The sequence below is a fragment of the Legionella clemsonensis genome (assembly GCF_002240035.1).
Lineage (GTDB): Bacteria > Pseudomonadota > Gammaproteobacteria > Legionellales > Legionellaceae > Tatlockia > Tatlockia clemsonensis.
In genome coordinates this window covers 1,894,360-1,912,491 of the sequence record NZ_CP016397.1, presented here as the reverse complement: position 1 = coordinate 1,912,491, position 18,132 = coordinate 1,894,360, and the positions used below count along the sequence as shown (strand labels likewise).

Below are 18,132 nucleotides of genomic sequence, written 5' to 3'. Positions count from 1 at the left end.
CATAAATTGATCAATTTATGAAATGATACCTGACTGGCGCAATCCTTTAGAAGGATGAACTATACTAATACAAATTACTGAGTCAAAGGAGTGCACATCATGTCGCCTGCATTTGGGCACCACCCGAAATCACCAAAACCACAAAAAGAGAAGGGCTTCTGGAGTTCTCCTTCCGGTCTAATGGCCATTATCATTATTGGGATTATTAGCTATTACTTAATTGTAGAGCATGGTGCTCACATAGCAAGCTTTTTAGGCGCTTCACCATTGGTGCTGTTAGTCTTACTCTGTCCATTGATGCATCTTTTTATGCATAGAGGACATGGGGGGCATGGAGAGAATCATCACCATAAATCCGATGACGAGGACAACGACTCTTCTGAGAAAAAGGATTAATCGAAATGGAACATTCTTCTTATGCTTATGGTTTGTGGTTATTGGTCATTGTCAATTCGGCGATTTTCATTTTGTTTGCTTACAGTTTTACCACCACGTTTAAAACAAGGCGAGATTGGCGCGCCTTTGGTGCTTTTTCTGCGTTTGTCATCGCTTATTTTACCGAAATGTATGGTTTTCCTTTAACCATTTATTTACTGTCAGGATGGCTTTCTAAATATTATCCTGGAATGGATTTATATGGTCATGACAGTGGCCATTTACTCCATACCCTGCTTGGCTTGAAAGGTGATCCCCATTTTGATGTCTTTCATATCTTAAGTTTTGTCTTCATTATCGGCGGTCTTTGGATGATTGCATCAGCCTGGGGTACTCTTTATCGTGCTCAAAAGGCGCATCAACTTGCAACCAGTGGGCTGTACGCCAAAATTCGTCATCCGCAATACGATGGGTTTATTCTGGTGATGATTGGTTTTTTATTGCAATGGCCAACCATTCTGACCTTAATCATGTTTCCTATATTGGTTTATATGTATGTTCGTCTCGCGCGTAGAGAAGAAAAAGAGGTCTTGGCGGAATATGGTGAGGAATATAAACACTATGCTGCAGTTACTCCTGGGTTTATACCTCGTTTTGGTAAACAACAAGACAGTAAAGGAGGTGCACCATGATGTTTATGTTTCACAGTGCCGAGATGCTCGGCCTTATCGCAATAGCGCTTGGAATCATGTTGGTTGTTTGGGCATTACGTAATGAAGGCAACAGTACTGGATTAGCCAAAATATTTGGATGGTTGATTGTCATTATCGGGATTTTAGGGGAGCTATGCAGTACTTATTACGCGATTAAGTACTGGTATGCAGGCTATTTCCAGATGCCAATGATGTCAGGTGAAGCATTCCTGTTCCATGTGGCTCAGATGTTGTCTCTCATTGCAATAGCACTGGGTATTATTTTGATAGCATGGGCGTTACGTAACGAAGGACGTGGTATTTCGCTGGCAAAAGTCTTTGGTTGGCTCATCGTTCTCTTTGCGATTTTAGGCATGATTTGTAGTGCTTATTATGCCACTGTGTATTGGCATAAAGGATATATTCAAACGCCTGCTAGTATGTCTATGTTGATACAACATCAAATCCCGATGCAGAAACAGTCACCCAATCAATAGTCCTGGTAAGTGCCATAATAAATTGTTATGGCACTTATAATTTTCCATTGTAGTGAAGGTGTCCCTCAATGATGCTTATAAAACCCAACTCCTTTAATATCAGTCCACAACGTGGTTTGGTGGCAAAGGAAACATTGATCGACACGGGCTTCATGCTCATGAGCCACTTTTTTTGAAATCATATTAAAATGCTCCATATAATGACTGGGTGGCGCTTGGTGGCATTGAGCACAATCCATTGAACTCGGAGATGGGTGCCTAAATTCAGAGAGGCTCCAATGAGCCGTTTCATGACAAGCAGAACAATCGTCGCCAAATAACTTAAAGTGCTTGTCCTTGTTTTGATGACATGAGGCGCAGCGTAAAGTCAGTTCTTGAGGTGATAAATGGGGGTTGACCCGTAATGTGGACTTATTGGATTCGTTCTGCGCTAAAAAGAGCATAACTTGATTAATAATCAACTGTTCTTCTTCATCATTTGCATTTGAAAAGGCACGAAGTTGCTGAAGTCCTAACGAAACCAAAGCATTGTGATCCATCTGGGTGATACGTGCTGTTCTGCCCTGGTGCTCTCTATGACATTCAACACAACTGCCTATGTTGGCATGAAAGGAGGTCGGCTGGCGTTTTAACAGAGATTCGTTGTTGGCATGGCAGACGATACAGTTCGCTGCCTCAACCCCTTTCACAGGCGTATGACATGCAGTGCAGTTGTGACTTAAAAACGAGTGGGCTTTGGAAAGTTCTCCGGGGCTTGCCATTCTTTGCCACTCCGCTACGTTCGTCAAACTGCTCACCTCATCTCCATGAGAAGACAGATAATAGGCCATAAAAGACAGTGCCGCGATTACGGTAAGGGCAGCGAGGGTAGCCCAACTCAGCTTCATTGAAACCACCTTAATCCAAAATAAATTCCAGACCAAACGTGCAAACCCAGCAGAACATACAATACCAGTGCTGTAATAATGTGACAGGTTAACCATTTTTGAAACAGGCGCTTGAAGTGCTCGTGAAAACGAATGGCGTATTCCAGCTCAGAGATGGCATCTGCTAAACACAAAGCGCGTACCTCTGCCGACTTGATTAACTGACCATCCAGTGCGGTGTCTTCAAGCAGCCAGGAAAGAAAGCGAGCGGTCATAAGATGTAATTTTTCGATGTTTTGCTTGGGGTGTGCGCTTGCTTGTAATTCTTGAGCCACGATTTGGTATTGCTGTTGTAATCCCAAGAGGATTGTCTTTTTTCATCGATTTCCTGAGTCATAAAGCCCATGAGATAACGGCCAATAAAACCACTGAGCGTGACAATGAGCGTCATAGCAGTCAAAGCAATACCCAGAGCGCTATTAAATTTATGCCCAGTATGAATCAAGACTAAAATAGAGCCGATAATGCCTGTATAAATATGCCATGACAACAGGGTATTCATGGACACATAGTGTGTTATCCAATTTTTCAAAAATGAAATGCGTTTAACAAAGAGGTAGAGGAGCGGAATCAGCATCAATATCGAGCCACTCACTCCAAAAACGCCACCCCAAAAACTCCCGGCAAAACGAGAAGACGTATGGACTGTAAAGCCTAGCCATGTGATAAGCATTAGAAGTACTAACCCCAAAACCATCATACGTCCTTGCGCATTCATTAAGCATCCACCTCAATGTTTTGAGTCGCTTTGGCCTGACAGGCTAAGATGAGCCCCTGTTGTTTGTCTTCCTTTGAAAGCGCATCGTCACAAGCCATGGTCACTTCCCCTGACAGCAATTTCACTTTACATAACCCGCATTGCCCGGTTCGACACGCGTTATCAATAGTAACTCCATTGGCTTCCGCGATTTCAAGAAGGGTACGGTCTGGCAAAATCGGAACCATTTTTTCAGATTTCCGAAAAGAAATCATCGAACGGGTATCGGCTTTGATGGCCTCTAAGTCTTCTTGGATTATTTCTGGTTTCTTTTCTGGTCCAAATGCTTCTGTTAGAATCAAATCAGCGGGCACCTTAAGTTCTTTTAAGATACCAAGGATGGCTGCCATCATCGCAGGAGGACCACAAACGTGGATACGATGAGAGGCAATATCAGGGACAAGATGGCTGATGATGTTCTTGGTAAATAGGCCTTGCAACCCCATCCAAATGGTTCCCTCTGAACGCAGCATCGACGCGTACACATGGAGATTGAGGTATCTTTCTTGAAGTTGCTCTAATTCTTCGCGAAAGAGAAACTCACTCGTCGTGCGACAACAGTACAGCAAATAAATGTCATTGTGCCATCCAATATCGGTGAGGTAGCGGATGATACTCATCATCGGGGTAATACCAACTCCTCCACAAATCAGTACAATGCTCTTTGCCTCTTCACCAGTAAAGGTAAATTTACCATTAGGTCCCATCACCTCCAGTAAATCCCCTTCTTTAATTTCGTCATGCAAATAACGGGAAAACACGCCTTGTTCTTCCCGCTTGACCGTGATGGCGCAATAATGCAATTGGGTTGGGGTGGACGCCATGGTGTAACTGCGTCTTACGGTTTTACCATTAATTAAGGCGGTGAGCGTAATGAACTGGCCAGGATAATAGGTAAATGGCAAAGCCACCTCATGGGTTGATGCCAAATGAAACGTTTTGATTCCCGGGGCTTCTTGAAAGATACGGCAAACACGAAGTTGTCCTTCCCATTTCTCTTCCGGTTCGGTGAGCGATCTCATGACTGGAAATTGCGGGACAGGACATTTATGAGCGGGGCAGGTAGGAGGCGTAGTTGGGGCTATTTCTGATGGCACTTTAGAAACTTGAGAGGATTTAATAGGCTCTACAGATGTTAAGGAAGGGGTTGGTTCAGGTGCTTTTGAGAATTGGGGTGGTGTCTCTGAAGATACAGTCGCATTTTGTTTGGTTAAGCGATCGAGCAAAGCAGCCGCTCTTCTCATTTTGAAAAAATACATCCAAATCATGACCAAAAAAAACAGACCAAATAGAGCGATAATCGTTAAATGAAAAAAAGGACCGCCTAAGACATTTTTGGCTTGAGGAGTACTTGGAAGAAGATTCATTTCACGTTTAAACCACTGCAAAGCGATGTCGCGAGGATTTTTTCCTTCAGACAGTGCGCGAAGTGCAGCCAGTGCACTCTCATATTGCGCTATCCCTTCCCGTAATTTCTCTAAAGCTTCTTGCATTTTAGCGTAATCGTTATTGTTGGATGCCAACAAAAGCTCGTTAAGTCCACCTTTCATGAGCGCCATGCCGGATGTGATGCGTTGATGTGCCTTTTGTTGAATTGCAAGGCGTTTTTCGGGGGATAATGTGGGTAAATTCATTAAAGAAGGGTACAGTTCCTTAGAGGGAGTCCCTATGTTTTTCATCATGCCCCCCATTCCCTCACTTTCTTTTTCTCCTTGATGATGGGCAGCATGGTCTTGTGCTGTGAGTTGAGCAAAGGAAACAGAAGCCATCGCCAACAGGAAAGAAATAGATACTGCTTGAACCCATAGAAATAGGAAAAATTTTTTAATGTATTGAAACAGCATCCTTTCCCTCCAAAGCGCACTGAACAAGCTGAGATTATTTGTTTTCCTGCCTCTTATTAGTTTATCCCATATTCTGTAACAAATTTCCAATAACTTAAAAGGGTATGATTAGGAATTCATGCAGTCATTCATTCCATGGATTAGAAACTCAACCAAATCAGTACGTTATTTGCTCTATTTTGAGGTTCTGTCTATTCTATAATAGAAGCTTTTTTAAGAGATGTCCTATGTGGAATCTTAAAAAAGTGAAGGGACGGCACGCTTTGATACTTTACAGGGATCAATCGGTTAAGTGCTAATTCTGACATGGTAGTGAACATTATGATGCCAGGATGGAGGAATTTCCAATGGCGAAGCAGTGGATGGTTTTAATAGGGTGTGTGGTCTTGAGTTTATTGACGACTGCTTCGTTAGCACAATATCGAAATGGTGTTTTTTCAGTGGAGTACTCAAAGGCCTCCCCTATAAAAAATATCCCTCTTAAAAAAGCCACATTAATAATCAAAATCTACTATTATGGATATCCCAAAGGGCATTTCTCAGTGGTCACGGATGAAAAACAACATTTTATCATGGGTTATGATGATAAGTATCAAATCGCTCTCGAACTCATCGCCATTTCGGGACAGGAACAATATAAGGCCTTATGCCGTGGAGAATCGAAACCAGGGCAGTTGAAATTAATAGTCGTCTGTAACCCGTATAAGAAAAAGACCTTATAAAGAGGCGGTGTGACTTTTGCCTCATAGTGCTCTATGTGAACTCATGACCAATAATCGCTTGGGCGCTTTGCAAAATATTCTGAATTTCTTCCGTAATTTCTTCTTGGCGCATTAAATTAAGACGATGGTTTAATGCATTTTTTTTATTTTCTAACCGATCTAATGCCTGGTTTAAATGAAACAGTCTTTGATGATTCTCCGCAAAAAACGATTGATAAAAAATCGCATAACACCTGGCCAGTAAATAATGCTCCACCAAGTCAGCGAAAAACTGGTCTTTGGAACCATTCAAAACAGGTGGCACAGAAAAAGGAGGCGCAGGACTTATATCCAACTCTTTAAAGGGCTGCCAGGTTTTTACTTGAATTTGATTGTGCTCTTCCTCATTGAAGAGAACAGTCCATTGCCAAGAGTGCCATGTCTTATTTCTTTGCAATAAGGCTCTTTCTAACGTGTGTAACACGTTTGAAATCACGGCTGGGATTTCTTCAATGGCATTGGGTCCATCGATTGTTGCCATGACACGAGAATCATTGGCCATTTTTAATGCCAGTTTATGCCCTACAAGAACGAGTGCTGGTTCCCATTCAGAATGTTGCTCGTTGTGCGCGTCTAACTGATGAAGTACATTATCATTAAAAGAACCACAAAAGCCGCGTTCTGAGCCAATAAGAATAGAAACTAAGGGAGGATTTTCTTGTTGATTCATGGGGGGCATGGGATAGAAACTTAAAAAATCATGGCTCACCTCACGAATGGTTTTAATGACGTTGTCCTGCATGGAAAGACATTGAGTGATTTTGCCCAGTTCAATGAAAGAAAGATTTTTCATGGCCGTCATAATGTGGCCAATTTCTTCTAAAGTATGAACATGTTCTTTGAGTTTGGTTCGTTTCGTCATGATACCATCCGGGTATTAAGTGATACTCATTGCTTTGGAGTGGATAATGAGTCCGTTCTATGCCATTAGCCATTCTTTTATCGCTTTTTTCCATTGTTCTCGTGGGCTTCCCAAGGATAAAGTGCTTTGTTTTATTTCTTCCTCTATTTTTTTGAGCATTTTGGGGATGTCTTCTAAATTCAATTCGTCAAAGAAACCCTCATTGTAAGCAATAAGCCATGCGAGTTGAAATTCAATGGGTAGTGGTGAAAAACGTTCTTGTTTTAGAATTTCTCTTAAAACTCGCCCTTTTTGAATCTGCTTTTGCATTTTGGCATCCAGTTTCGCCCCAAAGCGGGTGAACAGTTCCAAATCAAGAAATTGCAGGTAATCCAGTTTCATTCGACCGGATTCTTTTTTAATTTGCGGATGCTGCGCTTTACCACCGACTCGTGAGACCGATTTGGTGATATCAATGGCGGGAAGAAATCCAGAAGAGAATAAGGATTCATCAAAAAAGATTTGCCCATCAGTGATGGAGATGAGATTCGTTGGAATATAAGTGGCCATTTCACCTTCTTTGGTTTCGATAATAGGCAACGCCGTCATACTACCGCCGCCCAGAGCAGGGGAAAGACAGGTGGAGCGTTCTAATAAACGGGAATGCAGATAAAAAATGTCCGCAGGAAATGCCTCACGTCCAGGAGGTCTACGCAGTAAAAGGGACAGTTCACGATAACTATTGGCATGAGCACTCAAATCATCATAGATCACCAGGGCATCTAAGCCCTTTTTCATCCAGTGTTCGGCAATGGCGCACCCTGCAAAAGGAGCCAGATAAAGTAATCCTGGTAAGGCCGTCGCTTGGGCTACTACAACAGTCGTATAGTCCAAGGCATTGGCTTCTTTTAATAATTGAATGGTAGAGCTTACCGTGGAACGTTTTTGGCCAATCAACACATAGACACAATACACTTTTTTATCTTTTTGATTCATCACAATGTCAAGGGCCAAAGCACTTTTACCAAGCCCATTATCCCCAATCAGTAACTCCCTTTGTCCTTTTCCAATGGGAATTAGATTATCAAGCATCTTATTTCCTGTGTACAATGGTCGATTCACAAAGTCACGGTGAAGAATAGGTGGGGACAGCCTATCCAGTAATCCTTGTTCTTCATGGGGCGGAATCTCACCGCCGTCTAATGGATGGCCTAGAGGATCAATCACTCGCCCAAGCAGTTTATCACCTACAGGAATACTCAATACGCGTTTCAGAGGAAAAATAGGGGTGCCTGCCTTTAATTTTTTGGTTTGTACCAGCATCACAGCGCCAACCAGCTCTTCGGTGAGGTGGAACACCATCGCGATACAGCACTCATCCTCTGAAATAAGAATTTCATCGATGGCAGCCCCTGGTAAGCCCTTAATCCAGATAATCCCATCTCCAACAGAAACCACCCGCCCTTGTTCGGATACCTTGATTTGAAATTGATAGCGCTCAAGGCGTTGTCGTTGCTTCTCAAGAAAAGAAGGGGTGTTAGACCAATTCATTTTTTGTCTCTATAAAGAATTTTAATTCATCACGAAGATTGGCTTGCAAGCACATGGGGCCCATTTGCAGGGTTAATCCCGCGAGAAGCTTTGGATTTTCCGTAAAAGAGACTGTAAGTTTTTTAGGTGACAATTGTTCAATGACTTGCAAGAGCTCCTGTTTCTGATGTTCTTTGATGGGGTAGGCCGTTTGTATCGAAATGGTTTCTTCTTCCGGCACAGTATTGAGCCATTGCCATTGTTCTACCGGAAAATGATTCAGATCCTCAATGGTTTTTTTAATGATGTTCTCTTCAAGATGGGCATCCGCAAAAGGCATTAACAATTGTTCAGCAAATTTCCCAGCCAATAGAAACGCTTCCTTGGCATTGTTTTCAATGATGGCTTCGGCTTTTTGCATTTCATGGGAAAAAATCTGTTCTTTTTCTTGATGCAATTGTTTTTCAAACCGGAGTCTTTCTTCTGATTTCCATTGTTCCATTGCCTCATGCCACTCGTTTTGTAGGGTCGCTTTCTCTTGTTGCCAATCGGTAAGACGATGTTCATAGGTTGTTTGCAATTGCGTTGCTTCCTTGTGCAGTCTTTCCGCAGTCTCTAATTGTTCTTGCACTCTTTTTTTTCGTTCTAATATGGTTTTTTGTATGGGCGCATAAAGAAAGCGTTTCAAAATCCAAATGAGAATAAGAAAATTAATGAGTTCTAATGAAAAAGTGGTCCAAGAGAGTTCCATTGGTTTTATCCCTGTTGCGTTACAAAATAAGACAATAATGGATTTCTAAAGAGGATAATCAAAACAATCACCAAACAATAAATGGCTAACGATTCGATCATGGCCAAACCAATAAATAAGGTTCTGGTGATGGATTTTTCGGCTTCAGGTTGCCTTGCCAAAGCATCTAAGGCGTGACTAATCGCGCGCCCCATGGCTAGAGCCGGCCCTATAGTTCCTATGGCAATGGCTATTGCGGCAATAACGGTTGACGCTAAACTAAACCAACTTATGTCATTCATAACGATTCTCCTTGGCTTTTAAGCTCATGGGCTTGAATGCCCCCAGCAATGTATATTAAGGCCAGCATGCCAAAAATATACGCTTGGATGATGGCTTCAATAATATGTAAAATGAGTATTGGAATAGGAACTAAAAATCCGGCAATCATGAGGACAATCAGGGCGGTTAATTGCAAGCTCATGATATTACCAAACAAGCGGACAGCCAATGCTAAGGTTCGAGAGATTTCGCTGATTAAATGAAAAGGCAATAAAAAAGGAGTTGGCTTAATATAATGTTTCAAATACTCTCGCCACCCCTCGGCACGAATTCCAAACCAGTGTACCGATAAAAAAGTCATTATCGCAAGGGATGCCGTCACCGATAAATCCGCTGTTGGTGAATAAAATCCCGGAATAACACCAATTAAATTGGAAACAAGGATAAAAATCCACAAGGTGGCTACAAAAGGAAATATCAGTTCAACGTGCTCGGGCAATACTTCTTTTATTGCATCGTACATGGTGCTTAAAACACCCTCCCAAATGAGTTGGTACGTGCTTGGCTGTAGGAGAGAGCATTTGTAAGTGGTACTCCATGCCATGATGAATAAGGAGATCATAATGAACCACGTGGTTAAGACGCTTTGTGTGATGGGTAATCCACCGATTGAAAAGGCAAAATGCGCTAAGAATCCTTCTTCTCCCACAGTTAGTCCTTAATTAAAAGATACACGTTAATGGCACCAATAATCACCCCAAGGAGGATTAAATTGATGGTCCAACTGATGGAATACCCTTTTATTTTCTCATCGAGCCAAACCCCGAGATAGGCTCCTGCAATGATGGGTAACACAAAAACAAAGCCCAAAGTGCCCAGGTAAACTGTTTGGGCTAATAACGTTGATTTTCCCTTTTTGGCTTCATTGATTTTGCGGACGTTTCGTTTCACTTGTTGTTCCAGTTCCTTGTTTGAATTTTTAAATTCCATAGCTGTTCTGCCGGTTTAATTCCCATAAACGCTTTAACATTTCTTCATCCAAACGATGCACGCTTTCTTTGGTGCGCACTAGATTGTTTTCTTCCCAATGTAATTCTTCCTCCAGGACCCTTTGTATGGCTTGGTACTCTTTATGGCGCACATAATGTCTTGTCGCGATATGCAATTGATTGTCAATGAAATAAACCACGGCACCTGGTAATGCTAAGTATTCCGTCTCTTGATTCTCATCACGAAACCAGGCCAAGCCGAATTTTAAGCACGTCATCATTCGGCCATGATGAGCTAAAATCCCAAATTGCCCAGAAGCATCCTCACCCACAAAACTGATGACCTTATCGATTTTTTCATATTGTGTGGCACTCTTAAGATGGATAGTAAAAAGCTCCATGTCCGTCGTTATCTCCCTTTATTCATGGCACCTATCATGTAACACGCTTCTTCTGAAAACTCATCGTAATCGCCTCTTAGAAATGATTCGCAATCGGTTAATGTGTGTTCCAATGAAACCGATTTCCCTTCCATTCCTGTTTGAAGCTTGGTGACATGAAAGGGTTGGCTAAGATAGCGTTGCAGTTTGCGTGCTCTTAACACAATAGCACGGTCTTTAGGAGAAAGCTCTTCAATCCCCATCATAGAAATCATGTCTTCTAATTCTTGATAACGTTCCAGGTGTTCTCGTACGGCTTGTGCAATGGAATAATGTCGCTCGCCCAATAGGATTTTATCCATAAATTGACTCTTGGAAGCTAAGGGATCCACGGCAGGATAAATGCCTTTACCTGCTTGTGAACGAGAGAGTACTATGATGGAATCCAAATGAGTAATAATCCCGGTCACCGCCGGATCGCTCATATCATCGGCTGGAACATAAACTGCTTGTACCGAAGTCACTGCTCCTTTGGCAGTCGACGTCATGCGCTCTTCAAGTTCCGCTATCTCAGTCATTAAGGTGGGTTGATAACCGACATTTGCCGGCATTCGGCCGAGTAACCCCGAAATTTCACTGCCGGCTTGCACAAAGCGATAAATATTATCTACAAGAAAAAGAACCTCATGGCCCAACGTATCACGCAAATATTCCGCATAAGTTAATGCCGATAACCCTGTGCGAAAGCGCACTCCAGGTGATTCATCCATTTGACCAAATACCATGAGGGTTTTATCCATAACGCCTGCGGATTTCATCTCATGCCACAATTCATGTCCTTCCCGAATGCGCTCCCCAACACCAGCAAAGACAGAGGTCCCTTGATGCAATTGAATAATGGCATGCATCAATTCCATCAGGAGTACGGTTTTCCCAACTCCTGCACCACCAAACAATCCCGTTTTACACCCTCTGACGAAAGGACAAAGTAAATCAATGACTTTAATTCCAGTCTCAAGAATGGTTTCTTGAGTGCTCGTCATTTCAAGTGGCGCTAAGTTTGCCAGAACATCACGATATTCATGGGTTTCTAATGGCGGAGCTCCGTCTAAAGGCTCACCAAAAATATTTAAAAGGCGGCCCAAGCAATTTTTTGAAACGGGAATTTGTAGGGAAGTGCCCTGATCATAGATTACTAAACCTCTTTGCAGTCCTGAAGTACTGTGAAGCGTGATGGCTCTCACATGATGCTCATCAAGATGCTGACACACTTCCAAAATGTATTCATCACTGTCCGTGTAAGTTTTAAGAGATTGATGCAAAGGAGGTAGTACATCACAATGTATCCTGACAACAGGGCCATTGATTTCGATTATCCTGCCGATGGGAGTTCCATGAGTTTGAGCAACAGCCGTGTTTTTATCCATCATTTTCCAATTGTATTCATGACCCATGAATTAGGTGTCGTCCTATTCTCTCTATTTTTACATCACTTTATGGAATTTTAATATAACAGAGTTTGAAAACAGAGAGCAAAATGCTAATTAATAAAAGCTCGCCTCAAATCTAAAAAACAAAAGCTATGTAGGAGGTCTCATCAATCTGCACACCCATGTCACTGGGTTATATGATGATACACCAAACCATCCCTTTATAGAGTTCAATGAAATAGGTAGGCTCTGAATAGGCCAATCTTAATGGGCTACTGGCATAATAGGGCTCTTAGACATCTCATAAGAGCCCTGGTGATTTGAGTCAATTACCCTAGGATAGGCCTCTCTTATAGAGGAGTTATTGGTTTTTCATCATGGGACATCCCATCATTTGCCTATCCATCATCATCTGCATCATTTGCGTCATCATTTGCATCATTTTCATACGTTGATCCATCATCTCGGGTTGTTTTGCTGTATCATCGTGCATACTTTGCATCATCTTCATGCCTTTTTGCATGGTGTGCATGCCTTCTTCCATCATGGGCATTTGTGTTTGCATCAACGATTTCTTTTCTTCCGTTGTTTTTGCATTCATAAGCTTATCATGCATCTGTTGCATTTGTTTTAGTGCTTCTTGCATTTGTTTCATTTCGTCTTGCAGTTGGGTTGACTGCTGATTAGAGCTTTGCATTCCCATATTATTCATTTGAGAACCAGAAGACATGTCTTCTGCAAAGAGTGGCATGGCAACCAAACTGCAAGCGGCCAATAAAATGAATACATTCCGTTTTAACATAATGAAATCTCCTTATTATTTTTTCAATGAATTGTTTGGGCTGAGCATCCTACTATAGCACTACATGAACAGGGTATAAAAAGCAAAAAAACATACTTGCTCATGTTAATGCCAACCTATTCCTCCCACGTTGTGTCCTTCATAAGTATGAGAAACACGGTGTGAATTATTCGTCGTTGTTGATGGGGCACAAGAGACCAATAAAAGTATCGCGCTCATTATCCCAATAACTGCTTTAATAAGTCTCTGCTTTGGCATATCAATGCTCCTTGCAATGGAATAAAGTGGTAGCTGAATCAATATAAAAACAAACCCCTCATTTTATAAATCATTTATATAATATAGCACCGTTTAGAAATACTGAGTGTTAACCATTACCACACTGTAGTTTTGCGTTGTTTCATTACTATCAAGTAATAATCCAATTGGGCTACAAAAAAGCAATTTAGCCAAAATGGATAAAGTAAGTTAACAAGCCCACTTTATTGGCCAAAATCAATGAGATAACATTTCTTGAAAAACACAGAAGTGCTGTTCGGCCAAAAGATAGTAAGGGGTGACTATTTAGCCTGTCTATTTCTGAAGAGAGACTCTTTAATCGGAACTGATGGGTTCATTCTTGTGCTATGCTGTATTATATCTTGTTGATTATAGGGCATAATGCCAGGGATGTCGTGGCCATGAAGAGATCAGAAAAACAATGTTGTCCTAAGGAAAGGATACTCACTCAGGACCAAGAATTGCAAGAAGGGGTGGATTTCTCTTGTTGTGCACCGGCTGATATGAGTACTTCCGATAGCTTCTTTCCGTTTTTCACTCGATTAGTGCAAGCCAACCTGGCTAAATGGACGGCAGGAATAAGTCCTGCTGCCATCGGCTCTTCTTATTCCACCTGGCTTTGGCAATTGGCCCAATCCCCTGGGGTTTTGTGGGAACTTGCTTTTTATCCGGTTTTTCATGCCAAGGATTGCATTAATAATATCGTTTGTGTTGAACGTGCTGCGGATGGTAAAGACGTACGTTTTAAAAAAGACAGTTGGCAGCCCATGCCTTGGCGTTTATTCGCTGAAGGATTTTTGCAGATGGAGGATTGGTGGCGACGCGCCACAACGGACGTACCAGGATTGCCCAACCAGGTGGAACGTACTGTTTCATTCTGGGCACGCCAATCCCTTGATGCCCTATCCCCTTCCAATTTTGTTTGGTCTAATCCTGATTTATTCCATGAAGCCAGGCGCACTGGGGGACTTAATCTCATCCAAGGCAGCCAAATCGCATTCGAAGATTGGCTAGAAAAGCTAACCGGTGCACCACCTACAGGTTCTGAACATTTTATCCCAGGGAAACAAGTGGCTATTACCCCAGGGCGGGTGGTCTTTCAAAATCATTTAATTGAGCTCATTCAGTATGAGGCCCAAACGAAAACAGTCTATAAAGAGCCGATACTCATCTTACCAGCCTGGATTATGAAATATTATATTCTCGATTTATCACCACATAACTCCTTGGTGAAGTGGTTCGTAAGTCAGGGGCACACCGTATTTATCATTTCTTGGCGCAATCCTGACAAAGAGGACCAGGATTTGGGGATGGATGATTATTATCGGCAAGGAGCTATGGCTGCATTTGATGCGGTGTCGACCCTTTTGCCAGAAACTAAAATCAATCTGATGGGGTATTGTTTAGGGGGCACCTTGGCCATGATTACCGCATCCGCGATGGTAAGAGACAAGGACGAACGTTTAAACAGCTTGACACTCTTAGCAGCTCAAGGGGATTTTACTGAGGCTGGGGAATTAATGCTCTTTGTGACAGAAAGTCAAGTGGATTTTCTTAAAAGTATGATGAGGGAGCAAGGGTATCTGGATACCAAGCAAATGGCCGGTTCTTTTCAGATGTTACGTGCTTATGACTTAATTTGGTCCAAAATGGTTCAAGATTACATGCATGGAATGCGGCGTGGGATGATTGATTTAACCGCTTGGAATGCGGATGCCACACGGATGCCTTACAAAATGCACAGTGAATACCTTGAAAAACTCTTCTTAAGGAATGATTTTGCCGAAGGGCGTTATACCGTGGAAGGAAAGCCGGTGGCCGCTGAGAACATCGAATTGCCTGTTTTTGCTGTGAGCACTGAAAAAGACCATGTAGCGCCCTGGCAATCGGTCTATAAAATCCATCTTATGACCGAAGGAGATGTGACCTTTGTTCTCACTGGTGGTGGGCATAATGCAGGCATCATCAGTGAGCCGGGTCACCCAGGACGTTCTTATCGTGTCCATGAGCATAAACAAGGCGAGGCTTACTTAAATCCTGAAAGCTGGCTTACGATGGCAGAGAAGCGAGAGGGCTCCTGGTGGCAAGCATGGCATGCGTGGTTAGTTCAGCAAAACACTAAAAAACGCATTGCGCCACCGGTCATGAATCCCTCACTGCAAGCGGCACCAGGAACTTATGTGCTTCAGAAATAGAACGCCTTTGCGTGAGTTACATGTATTGCCCACCATTAATATCAAAATTGGCACCGGTAATAAAACCGCTTTGCTCCTCTGCAAGGAAGGCAACAACACGAGCAATTTCTTGGGGTTTTCCTAATCGTCCCACAGGAATTTGGGCCACAATCGCTTCTAAAATATCGTCCCTTAGAGAAGCGAGCATTTCAGTATTAATATAGCCAGGAGAGACGGTATTCACTGTAATGCCTTTCTTTGCCACTTCTTGCGCCAGACTTTTGGTAAAACCGTATAATGCAGATTTAGTGGCCGCGTAATTACACTGGCCAAATTGACCTTTGCGTCCATTCACAGAAGAAATGGTGATAATACGTCCATAACTATTATCCAACATATTGGATAACACGGTTTTCGTCATATTAAAGACACTATTCAAATTGGCATTGATGACATCCTGCCATTGTTCTTGAGTCATTTTTTTCAAAGTGGCATCGTTCGTCATGCCGGCATTATTCACTAGAATATCGATTTTGCCGTATTTTTCGATGACCAATTCGGTCACTTTCTCACAATCATTGAAGGAAGAAATATCAGCGTAGACAATGTCGATATCAAAGCCTTGCATGGCTTGTTTTTTCTGCCATTCTTTCGCCAAATCATGATTGCCCTGTTTAAAATAGCAGGCAATGACTTGATAATCTAACTTTTGCATTGCCTGGCATATGGCGGTACCAATACCACCAGTGCCCCCTGTGACTAAAGCAACTCGTTGGTCCACTTCTTTCCTCCTTGATGGTTTCATGCAGTAAAAATAAGTGTTATTGTTCATCAGAACGGTCTTGCCTAGACCTAATGGTGGTCATTTTTGATAACCTCTACTTCCTCGGCCTGAGGTCCTTTCTGTCCTTTTCCCATTTTAAAAAGAACGGTTGCCCCATCGGGAAGCGTTTTAAAGCCGTTACTTTGAATCGAGCTAAAGTGGACAAAGTAATCCTTGCCACTGCTTTCAATAAAACCAAATCCCTTGTCTTTATTAAACCATTTGACTTTACCACGAATTTTATTAGTCATTTTGTTTATTTCCTTATAATCAAGCAGGTTACATAGTGTCATGCCACGTTGTTCTTTTTGTCAATACTTGTTAACCAGAGAGCTCTTAGTGATTTAATGGATTGAATCAGTGGACTCTCCAGTGTTTCCCTTTGTTTTTTTCAATGAAACCACTTTATCACATTGAATCTCAATGGTATTTGTTTTAGCAGCAGATACCCCCCAACATCGTATTCTTTTTCCCTCTTTCTCGATGAATAGCACATGAATAACCAAATTGCTCCCATAAGTGTTGTCGATGGTGATGTCTTGAGTCTCATTCGTTTTTGTCAGGAGTCTTCCCAGGGAATTGCCAGCACGGTGGAACTCTATTAATACTTCAGTATTGGATAAGGGCACATTGTTTATTTTGGAGTCCTTGTGGTATTTGATGTGATAGGATTGCGTGCCGGCGCAGGCATTAAGTGTCGTGCACGAAAAAATTACCGCAAAAATAATTTTAAGAAGGACTATTTTTTTTATTTTAAATGACGTGATATCGTTCATGGGATTCCTATTCTTATTCTTGCTCATCTATTTTTACTATTTTGTCATAAAATTTTTACATGCCCAATCTTTAATAGCATAATTCCTTTTTGTCATAATAGAGCTCAGTCAACAGAATAACTTATTATGAGGTTGGAGACTCATTTTAGTTTTTATTAACGACTCTAACAAGGATTAGTTTAGTATGCGTTTACGTCTTGTCATCTTAGTTTTAGCCGCAATTATTATTGGTGTGGGAAGTTATTCTGGGATAGTGAATGTCATTAAAGAGCCCATAGAAAATGTGATAATAGGGTATAAAAGCCCATCAGCCTGGAATAATCGTGGTGTAGATTATGTGATTGGCAAAAGAGTAGCACAAAATGACTCTGAAGCTGTAAAATGGTTTTGCAAGGCAGCGAAACAAGGCGAAGCCATGGCCCAGCGCAACCTTGGCTTGATGTATGCTGCAGGCAAAGGGGTCCCTCAGGATAATGGCAAGGCTATGCAATGGTTTCGTAAAGCCGCTCTTCAAAATGATGCCGTGTCACAATTAAATCTTGGTGTCATGTATCAAAAAGGTATGGGTACTCAGCAAAACGATAGGGAAGCAATCAAGTGGATTCATAAAGCAGCCGCACAAGGATTTCCAGAGGCTGAACGTAGTCTTGGCATCCTATATTCCACTGCTGAAAATGGGCAACAAAATTATGTCGAAGCTTTTAAATGGCTTCACAAGGCAGCTGAGAAAGAAGATGCCATAGCCCAATATAATCTTGCAGTTATGTATGTCACAGGCAAGGGGGTTCGGCAAAATGATACGGAAGCAGTTAAGTGGTTTCGTAAAGCAGGCAAACATGGCGATCTCATGGCTCAACGAACACTTGGATTAATGTACGCAACGGGGAGCAATGTTCAACAGGATGATTTTCAAGCGATGAAATGGTTTCGTCTGGCCGCGAAACAAGGAGATGCTGTGGCTCAATATAATATAGGTATGGGCTTTCTTAACGGCAAAGGGGTGATTCGAAATCACACAAAAGCTCTGAAATGGTTTCATTTAGCTGCTAGTCAAGGATTGCCCCAAGCTCAATATGTGCTTGCTGCACTTTATCATGATGGAGTGAGTCTTCCTCAAAATAGTATGGAAGCAATAAAGTGGCTCCGAAAGGCTGCTGCGCAAGGTCACTTGCAAGCTCAAGAGCGCCTGCAGGCTCTGGTTAGACAGGATTAGCTGTGAGGCGGTTCCTCTTTCATTATCATAC

Annotated in this window: 23 protein-coding genes; 6 read left to right on the top strand and 17 right to left on the bottom strand. The window is 42.1% G+C overall.

The genetic code is table 11. The annotated features are described in order from the left end of the window. Positions 1–99 precede the first annotated feature (99 nt). Genes clem_RS08260 through clem_RS08250 form a run of 3 tightly spaced genes read left to right on the top strand, consistent with a single transcriptional unit; the run spans position 100 to position 1,564 of the window. On the top strand, positions 100–396 hold the full coding sequence (locus tag clem_RS08260) for a DUF2933 domain-containing protein (protein ID WP_027265438.1): 297 nt from the start codon (positions 100–102) through the stop codon (positions 394–396). A gap of 5 nt (positions 397–401) precedes the next feature. Next, positions 402–1,067 (top strand): methyltransferase family protein, encoded by a 666-nt coding sequence (locus tag clem_RS08255; RefSeq protein WP_042755008.1) that lies wholly within the window; start codon positions 402–404, stop codon positions 1,065–1,067. Next, positions 1,064–1,564 carry a hypothetical protein gene (locus clem_RS08250; RefSeq protein ID WP_027265832.1) on the top strand — a complete coding sequence of 167 codons (501 nt, stop codon included), beginning with the start codon at positions 1,064–1,066 and terminating at the stop codon, positions 1,562–1,564. The genes clem_RS08255 and clem_RS08250 overlap by 4 nt, the downstream gene beginning before the upstream one ends. A gap of 65 nt (positions 1,565–1,629) precedes the next feature. Here the strand turns inward: clem_RS08250 and clem_RS08245 are convergent, their stop codons facing one another. The 4 genes from clem_RS08245 to clem_RS08235 are packed head-to-tail and all read right to left on the bottom strand — an operon-like array spanning position 1,630 to position 5,091. Then, positions 1,630–2,451: a cytochrome c3 family protein gene (locus clem_RS08245; protein ID WP_027265831.1), complete on the bottom strand. Its 822-nt coding sequence runs from the start codon at positions 2,449–2,451 to the stop codon at positions 1,630–1,632. Next, a complete protein-coding gene (locus clem_RS15105) occupies positions 2,448–2,705 on the bottom strand; it encodes a hypothetical protein (RefSeq protein WP_232505440.1) in 258 nt (85 codons plus the stop codon). The genes clem_RS08245 and clem_RS15105 overlap by 4 nt, the downstream gene beginning before the upstream one ends. Beyond that, complete coding sequence (locus clem_RS08240) at positions 2,702–3,208, bottom strand: hypothetical protein (RefSeq protein ID WP_232505439.1); 507 nt, start codon at positions 3,206–3,208, stop codon at positions 2,702–2,704. Before clem_RS08240 ends, clem_RS15105 begins: the two co-directional genes overlap by 4 nt. Beyond that, positions 3,208–5,091 (bottom strand): FAD-binding oxidoreductase, encoded by a 1,884-nt coding sequence (locus clem_RS08235; RefSeq protein WP_027265829.1) that lies wholly within the window; start codon positions 5,089–5,091, stop codon positions 3,208–3,210. Before clem_RS08235 ends, clem_RS08240 begins: the two co-directional genes overlap by 1 nt. A 347-nt stretch (positions 5,092–5,438) precedes the next feature. Here clem_RS08235 and clem_RS08225 point away from each other — a divergent pair, with 347 nt between their 5' ends. Then, positions 5,439–5,813: a hypothetical protein gene (locus tag clem_RS08225; protein ID WP_013101362.1), complete on the top strand. Its 375-nt coding sequence runs from the start codon at positions 5,439–5,441 to the stop codon at positions 5,811–5,813. A gap of 31 nt (positions 5,814–5,844) precedes the next feature. On the opposite strand, the gene clem_RS08220 is transcribed toward clem_RS08225, so the two are convergent. From clem_RS08220 to clem_RS14975, 10 genes are all read right to left on the bottom strand, one after another. Beyond that, positions 5,845–6,714: a F0F1 ATP synthase subunit gamma gene (locus clem_RS08220; protein WP_027265828.1), complete on the bottom strand. Its 870-nt coding sequence runs from the start codon at positions 6,712–6,714 to the stop codon at positions 5,845–5,847. Between the two features lie 57 nt (positions 6,715–6,771). Then, positions 6,772–8,244 (bottom strand): F0F1 ATP synthase subunit alpha, encoded by a 1,473-nt coding sequence (locus clem_RS08215; RefSeq protein ID WP_010946783.1) that lies wholly within the window; start codon positions 8,242–8,244, stop codon positions 6,772–6,774. Continuing rightward, positions 8,231–8,974, bottom strand: a complete 744-nt coding sequence (locus tag clem_RS08210; protein ID WP_027265827.1) for a F0F1 ATP synthase subunit delta — start codon at positions 8,972–8,974, stop codon at positions 8,231–8,233. The genes clem_RS08215 and clem_RS08210 overlap by 14 nt, the downstream gene beginning before the upstream one ends. 5 nt (positions 8,975–8,979) lie before the next feature. Beyond that, positions 8,980–9,255 carry a F0F1 ATP synthase subunit C gene (locus tag clem_RS08205; RefSeq protein WP_011946148.1) on the bottom strand — a complete coding sequence of 92 codons (276 nt, stop codon included), beginning with the start codon at positions 9,253–9,255 and terminating at the stop codon, positions 8,980–8,982. Further along, a complete protein-coding gene (locus clem_RS08200) occupies positions 9,252–9,905 on the bottom strand; it encodes a F0F1 ATP synthase subunit A (RefSeq protein ID WP_225969170.1) in 654 nt (217 codons plus the stop codon). The genes clem_RS08205 and clem_RS08200 overlap by 4 nt, the downstream gene beginning before the upstream one ends. Before the next feature lie 41 nt (positions 9,906–9,946). Continuing rightward, the gene (locus tag clem_RS08195) at positions 9,947–10,225 is read right to left on the bottom strand and encodes an AtpZ/AtpI family protein (protein ID WP_010946787.1); all 279 of its coding nucleotides are present in this window, start codon (positions 10,223–10,225) and stop codon (positions 9,947–9,949) included. Next, positions 10,215–10,625 carry a F0F1 ATP synthase subunit epsilon gene (locus clem_RS08190; RefSeq protein WP_010946788.1) on the bottom strand — a complete coding sequence of 137 codons (411 nt, stop codon included), beginning with the start codon at positions 10,623–10,625 and terminating at the stop codon, positions 10,215–10,217. The genes clem_RS08195 and clem_RS08190 overlap by 11 nt, the downstream gene beginning before the upstream one ends. An 8-nt stretch (positions 10,626–10,633) precedes the next feature. Next, on the bottom strand, positions 10,634–12,031 hold the full coding sequence (gene atpD, locus clem_RS08185; RefSeq protein WP_216818699.1) for a F0F1 ATP synthase subunit beta: 1,398 nt from the start codon (positions 12,029–12,031) through the stop codon (positions 10,634–10,636). Between the two features lie 364 nt (positions 12,032–12,395). Next, on the bottom strand, positions 12,396–12,836 hold the full coding sequence (locus clem_RS08180) for a type IV secretion protein Dot (protein ID WP_027265825.1): 441 nt from the start codon (positions 12,834–12,836) through the stop codon (positions 12,396–12,398). A 105-nt stretch (positions 12,837–12,941) separates the two neighbouring features. Continuing rightward, positions 12,942–13,094 carry a hypothetical protein gene (locus clem_RS14975; protein WP_167592935.1) on the bottom strand — a complete coding sequence of 51 codons (153 nt, stop codon included), beginning with the start codon at positions 13,092–13,094 and terminating at the stop codon, positions 12,942–12,944. 422 nt (positions 13,095–13,516) lie between these two features. Between clem_RS14975 and clem_RS08175 the strand changes: the two genes are divergently transcribed. Next, positions 13,517–15,310 (top strand): PHA/PHB synthase family protein, encoded by a 1,794-nt coding sequence (locus clem_RS08175; RefSeq protein WP_027265824.1) that lies wholly within the window; start codon positions 13,517–13,519, stop codon positions 15,308–15,310. 16 nt (positions 15,311–15,326) lie between these two features. Here clem_RS08175 and phbB read toward each other — a convergent pair whose 3' ends face one another. The 3 genes from phbB to clem_RS08160 form a co-directional block, all read right to left on the bottom strand. Beyond that, a complete protein-coding gene (phbB, locus tag clem_RS08170) occupies positions 15,327–16,070 on the bottom strand; it encodes an acetoacetyl-CoA reductase (protein ID WP_011946156.1) in 744 nt (247 codons plus the stop codon). 71 nt (positions 16,071–16,141) lie between these two features. Continuing rightward, positions 16,142–16,363 carry a cold-shock protein gene (locus tag clem_RS08165; RefSeq protein WP_011946157.1) on the bottom strand — a complete coding sequence of 74 codons (222 nt, stop codon included), beginning with the start codon at positions 16,361–16,363 and terminating at the stop codon, positions 16,142–16,144. A gap of 93 nt (positions 16,364–16,456) precedes the next feature. Then, positions 16,457–16,888 carry a hypothetical protein gene (locus tag clem_RS08160; protein WP_011946158.1) on the bottom strand — a complete coding sequence of 144 codons (432 nt, stop codon included), beginning with the start codon at positions 16,886–16,888 and terminating at the stop codon, positions 16,457–16,459. A gap of 184 nt (positions 16,889–17,072) precedes the next feature. Between clem_RS08160 and clem_RS08155 the strand changes: the two genes are divergently transcribed. Then, the gene (locus clem_RS08155) at positions 17,073–18,101 is read left to right on the top strand and encodes a tetratricopeptide repeat protein (RefSeq protein WP_010946797.1); all 1,029 of its coding nucleotides are present in this window, start codon (positions 17,073–17,075) and stop codon (positions 18,099–18,101) included. The last annotated feature ends 31 nt before the right edge of the window (positions 18,102–18,132 follow it).